This window comes from Azoarcus taiwanensis, from assembly GCF_012910885.1.
Taxonomy (GTDB): Bacteria; Pseudomonadota; Gammaproteobacteria; order Burkholderiales; family Rhodocyclaceae; genus Azoarcus_F; species Azoarcus_F taiwanensis.
Genome location: NZ_WTVM01000193.1, coordinates 1 through 5,625, shown reverse-complemented (window position 1 = coordinate 5,625; position 5,625 = coordinate 1). Strand labels below are relative to the sequence as shown.

Genomic DNA, 5,625 nt, shown 5'->3' with positions numbered 1-5,625 from the left:
GGGTCAGGCTTGTAGCGCTTGCCTTGAAGCGGGGGGTGAAAGCTGGGGAGGGAGGCATGAGCAGGTTCCTTGCTGGTGTTGAAAGCCTTCATCCTCCGCCCCCCCGTCTTACGGAACACTTACCCGATCCAAGGGCCGTAGCTCGGAGTGGCCGACCGAATTCCCGGTAAGTGTTTGGAAAGTCATACGGCCAGATAGTCGCGTTCATTGCAGATCAAGGCGAAGGCTTGCGAGCCTCCAAGAGCCCAAACAATGAACGTCCAAACCAGGTTCCAACACTCCCGTTCACGGGCTCGTTCTCACGAGCCTCCCCAACTGGTCCGTCGCTTCATGCTGCGCGTTGCCATCGGCATGCCACTTGTGCTCGCAGGTTGTGCATCGACTGCACCCGCCTTGGTGCCAGACAGCGCCGGCGCGCAAGTCACCACGCAATGGAACGCACCGCTTCCGCACGGTGGGCGGGTCGATGATCTGAGGCAGTGGTGGTCGCAGTTCGACGACCCGCTCATGCCCGATCTGATCGAGGCGGCGCAGCGTGCCAGCCCGACCCTGGCGCAAGCCGCCGCGAACATGGCCGACGCCAGGGCGTCGAGTGTGACCAGCGGCGCCGCATTGCTGCCTTCCCTGGATATCGCCGCAAGCGCCACGAGGGGGCGCTCGGAGCTGGCTGCCCCCGTAGGAAAGGTCTCGTCGCTGGGCCTACAGACCGCGTGGGAACTGGACCTCTTTGGAGCCAATCGCGCCGGCCTCGCTGCTGCCGTAGCAAGGTTCTCGTCCAGTCAGGCTGGCTGGCATGACGCGCGGGTTTCGGTCGCCGCCGACGTGGCGAGGAACTACGTCGAACTGCGGGCCTGTGAGGCGCACGTTGAGCAATCCCGGATCGACGCAGCCTCCCGCGCGCAAACATCTCGCCTCACCGAGTTGGCTGCTGCGGGCGGCATTCGGTCACCTGCGACAGCGGATCTGGCGCGAGCCAGTGCGGCCCAGGGTGAAGTGGCCCTGGAGGAACGCAAGTCGCAGTGTGATCTGCTGATCAAGGCGCTCGTGGCTTTGACTTCTCGGGATGAGCCAACCTTGCGGAGCCAACTCGCCGAGAAGACTGCCCAACTGCCCCAACCGACCGAATTCAGTGTCAACACGGTGCCGGCCGAGGTGCTTGCCCAGCGCCCTGACATCTATGCGGCCGCGCGGAACGTTGTCGCCGCCAGCGCTGACTCGACGCAAGCCGACGCCCAACGCTGGCCCCGCATCACGCTGGCCGGCAGTATTGGCTCCACGCGCGTCTCCAGTCTCGGCGTCAGCACCGACGGAACGGTCTGGAGCGTAGGCCCCATTGCCATCACATTTCCGCTGTTCGACGGGGGCCTACGGCGGGCGAACGCACAGGCGGCAAAGGTCCGCTACGAGTCCGCCACCACGGTCTATGCGGCGCGTTTGCGCACGGCGATCCAGGAAGTGGAAAGTGCGCTGGTCACGTTGGAGAGCACGACGCGGCGCAGCGAGAGCGCCAGCGTCGCCGTGGACGGGTTCGAACGCTCGTACCGGGCTACGGCAACGAGTTATGACGTGGGTGCGGCCAGCCTGTTCGATCTGGAAGATGCACGCCGTAGCTTGGTCTCTGCGCAGAGCACCTTGATTGACCTGCGCCGCGAGCGCCTGCTGGCCTGGGTTTCACTGTATCGCGCGATGGGAGGTGGCTGGACACCCCAAGCGAATGAACATCTGGCCGGCCGTTCTGACCGGGCCGGCACGCTCGTGCCGGGCAGCACCGCCAGTGCTCGCGAATTTGCCAGGCCGCAGTCCGCGAGGCGCTGAACATGGGCACGCCACAAAAATGGGCGCTCGCCGCCTTTCAGGTTCTCGCCGTGCTGGGCACTTTGGCGTGCGGTGTGGACGCTACTGTGATCCGGTTCGTCCACCGCAGCCTGACTCCGTCATTGGATGACTTCTTTGACGCGGTCAGCGAACTCGCCAACGCCACGATTTTGTCCATTGCCACGCTATGCGCCTATGGTGCCAGCCGAGTTGCGCAGGCTTGGCCAGCAGTGCGTCGCTGGCTTCCTTGGTGGGAGCATGTGAAGCAGGGCAGCCTGCTCATGCTGCTGACTCTGCTGATGGGCGGGCTCGTCACGCTGGCGCTCAAGCATGTCGTGGCGCGAGCCCGTCCTAGCGTGCTCATCGAACTTGGTCACTACGGGTTTGCCACGCCCTTTGCCGGGCACCCCTTCAACTCATTTCCATCCAGTCACGCCTTTACGGCATTCGCTGCAGCGTGTGTGCTGGCCAGCCTCCTGCCCGCATGGCGCACACCGCTGCTTGTCTTGGCGGTCATCGCAAGTCTCTGCCGTGTCCTGACGCTAGAGCACTTCCCAAGCGACGTGCTGGCATCTGCATTCATTGCCGTGGGCTGCGTGCGCTTCTTGGCGCCACGCCTTCAAGGCTCCCTATCCCGGAACTGAAAATGAAAGTATCTGACAAACTCTTGCTCGCCGCGATGGGAGCCATCATTGTCGCAGCCGTCATCGTCGTCGTGCTCGCATGGGAGGTGCCAGACGCCCATGCACAGGAAGCCAAGACGCCTGTTGCGGGGCAGGCTTCCTTGACCGTGGTGGTCGGAAGCCTGCAGCCCGCCACATTTCCCATTCGGGTCTCGGCCAACGGCAACATCATGGCGTGGCAGGAGGCCAGCATCGGCACCGAGGCCAACGGCTTGCGCCTGACCGACGTCAAGGTCAACGTGGGCGACACGGTGCGCCGTGGTCAGCAGTTGGCGACTTTCGCCGCCGATACGGTGGAGGCCGAACTGGCGCAGAGCCGTGCGGCCGCCGCAGAGGCCGACGTGGCGCTGGCCGAAGCCACCGCCAATGCCGAACGCGCCCGTTTGTTGCAAGCAAGCGGCGCATTGTCTGCGCAGCAAATTCACCAGTACCTTAGCGCGGAGCACACGGCGCGGGCCCGGCTCGATGCGGCCAGGGCCGTCGAGAAGACGCAGCGACTTCGTGTTGCCCAAACTCGGATTGCCGCGCCGGATGATGGCGTCATTTCCGCGCGTTCAGCCACGGTCGGCGCCGTGTTGCCCGCAGGCCAAGAGTTGTTTCGCCTGATCCGAGGCGGCAGGTTGGAATGGCGCGCAGAGGTGGCAGCCACGGACCTCTCCAGGCTCAAGCCCGGTCAGAAGGTCAGGGTCACGCCCAACGGAGGGGATGCCATCGAAGGCCGGCTGCGGATGCTGGCGCCTGTGATCGACATTCAGACCCGCAACGGCATGGTCTATGTGGACCTGCCTCCAAGCAACACCGCGCGTGCCGGAATGTTTGCACGTGGCGAGTTCGAGATCGGCGCCAGCGAGGTGATGACGCTGCCTCAAAGCGCGGTGCAGTTGCGCGAAGGATTCAGCTACGTGATGCGCGTCGGGCCGGATTCACGCGTCATTCAGACCAAGGTCGCGCCGGGCCGCCGTTCGGGTGATCGCGTCCAGATCATCAGCGGCCTCGACAAGGACGATCGCGTCGTCGTCTCGGGCGCGGCCTTCCTGGGCGACGGCGACCTCGTGCTCGTGACCGATGGGCCAAAGAAGGCCGCACGGCCTGCCGCTTCGCCATCGGCATCACAGCGACTGACGCTGACCAGTAGCCGGGGCACGCAATGAACATGAACGTCTCTTCGTGGGCCATCCGTAACCCGGTTCCCGTCATCCTGCTGTTCATCCTGATGACGCTCGCGGGCTTGATGGGCTTCTCGGGCATGAAGATCCAGAACTTCCCCGACATGGACGTGCCCACGGTCACCGTGATGGCAGCCCTGCCCGGCGCGTCACCATCGCAATTGGAGACCGAGGTTGCACGCAAGATCGAGAACGCACTTACCACGGTGCAGGGCATCAAGCACATCAAGAGCACCCTGACGGACGGTGTGGCCAACATCACGGTTGAGTTCCGGCTCGAAAAGCCGACTCAGGAGGCGGTGGACGACGTGCGCGATGCGGTCGCCCGCGTGCGCTCGGACCTGCCCGCCAACCTGCGCGATCCGGTGATCCAGAAGGATGCGCTGTCAGGCTCTCCGATCCTGGCCTACACCGTCGCCTCGAACCGCATGGACGACGAGGCCCTGTCCTGGTTCGTGGACAACAAGGTCCGTAAGGCCCTGCTGGCCGTACCGGGCGTGGGTGCGGTCACCCGCGTTGGCGGCGTCAGCCGCGAGGTGCGCGTGGATCTCGACCCAGATCGCCTGTACGCCTTGCACACGACGGCTGCCGACATTTCCCGCCGGTTGGGCGAGGTACAGCAAGAGGCTTCGGGCGGCCGTGTGGGCTTCGGCGGTGCGGAGCAGTCGGTGCGCGTGATCGCTACGGTGCAGACGGCGGAGGAAATGGGCGCCATCGAATTGACGCTCAGCGATGGCCGCCGTATCCGGCTTGATCAAGTTGCAGCGGTCAGCGACTCCGTTGCCGAGCCACGTTCTGCCGCCTTCCTGGACGGGGTGCCGGTGGTCGGCTTCGAGATCGTGCGGGCCAGAGGCTTCGGCGAGATCGACGTCGCTGAGGGTGTTCGCCGGGCGCTGGCCGAGCTGAAGGTCGGTCACCCCGAAATCACGGTCACGGAAGCCTTCAATCTCATCGACCCGGTGGTCGAGAACTACGACGGGTCCATGCGCCTGTTCTTCGAAGGCGCGGCGCTGGCGATACTGGTGGTCTTCCTGTTCCTGCGCGACTGGCGCGCCACCTTCGTCTCGGCCGTGGCTTTGCCGCTGTCGGTGATCCCGGCGTTCGCGCTGATGTACGTGATGGGCTTCACGCTCAACACGGTGACCTTGCTATCGCTGTCGTTGGTGGTCGGGGTGCTTGTTGACGACGCCATCGTCGAGGTGGAAAACATCGAGCGCCACCTGTTGATGGGCAAGACGCCCTTGCACGCCGCCACGGACGCGGCAGCCGAGATCGGGCTCGCGGTCGTGGCAACGACCTTTACGTTGATCGCGGTGTTCCTGCCGACAGCCTTCATGAGCGGCATGGCTGGCAAGTTCTTCATCCAGTTCGGCTGGACGGCCGCAGGCGCAGTGTTCTTCTCGCTTGTCGTGGCCCGTCTATTGACGCCCATGATGGCGGCTTACCTGTTGCGGGCGCCGGTGCAGCGCGATCGGCCTGAGCCGACGTGGATACCCCCTTACCTGCGCCTGGCTGGCTGGTGCCTGCGCCATCGCGCCGCGACGCTTGCCGCCACCTTCACGCTGTTCGTCGGCGGCCTGTGGTTGGCAACGCTACTGCCAACCGCATTCGTGCCTTCTGATGACGACGCACAAACACAGGTGACGCTCACACTGGCGCCGGGCAGTGAACTGCAGGACACGGCGGTACTGGCCGAACACGCTCGACTGCTGCTGGTGCAAAACCCTCATGTCCTTCAGGTTTACACGGCCATTGGCGGTGGCAGTACGGGTGGCAACCCGGCCGAGGGATCTTCCTCCGCTGTCGCAGACGTGCGCACGGCAGTGCTCACACTTAGCCTGACACCACGGGCCGAGCGCAATGGCCTGCGCAAGCAGGAAATCGAGCAGCAATTGCGCGTCGTGCTGGCGCCGCTGCCCGGTGCGCGGGTGGCAGTTGGGATGGGTGGGTCGGGAGAGAAG

General features: G+C 64.8%; 4 protein-coding genes. All 4 read left to right on the top strand.

The window, feature by feature from the left end:
- Positions 1-330 precede the first annotated feature (330 nt).
- Positions 331-1,815: an efflux transporter outer membrane subunit gene (locus tag GPA21_RS19000; RefSeq protein WP_168989654.1), complete on the top strand. Its 1,485-nt coding sequence runs from the start codon at positions 331-333 to the stop codon at positions 1,813-1,815.
- A gap of 2 nt (positions 1,816-1,817) precedes the next feature.
- The gene (locus tag GPA21_RS18995) at positions 1,818-2,459 is read left to right on the top strand and encodes a phosphatase PAP2 family protein (RefSeq protein ID WP_168989653.1); all 642 of its coding nucleotides are present in this window, start codon (positions 1,818-1,820) and stop codon (positions 2,457-2,459) included.
- A 2-nt stretch (positions 2,460-2,461) separates the two neighbouring features.
- On the top strand, positions 2,462-3,649 hold the full coding sequence (locus tag GPA21_RS18990; protein ID WP_246262056.1) for an efflux RND transporter periplasmic adaptor subunit: 1,188 nt from the start codon (positions 2,462-2,464) through the stop codon (positions 3,647-3,649).
- A gap of 2 nt (positions 3,650-3,651) precedes the next feature.
- Positions 3,652-5,625: efflux RND transporter permease subunit (locus GPA21_RS18985; RefSeq protein WP_168989652.1), on the top strand; the 1,974-nt coding region annotated here is incomplete at its 3' end.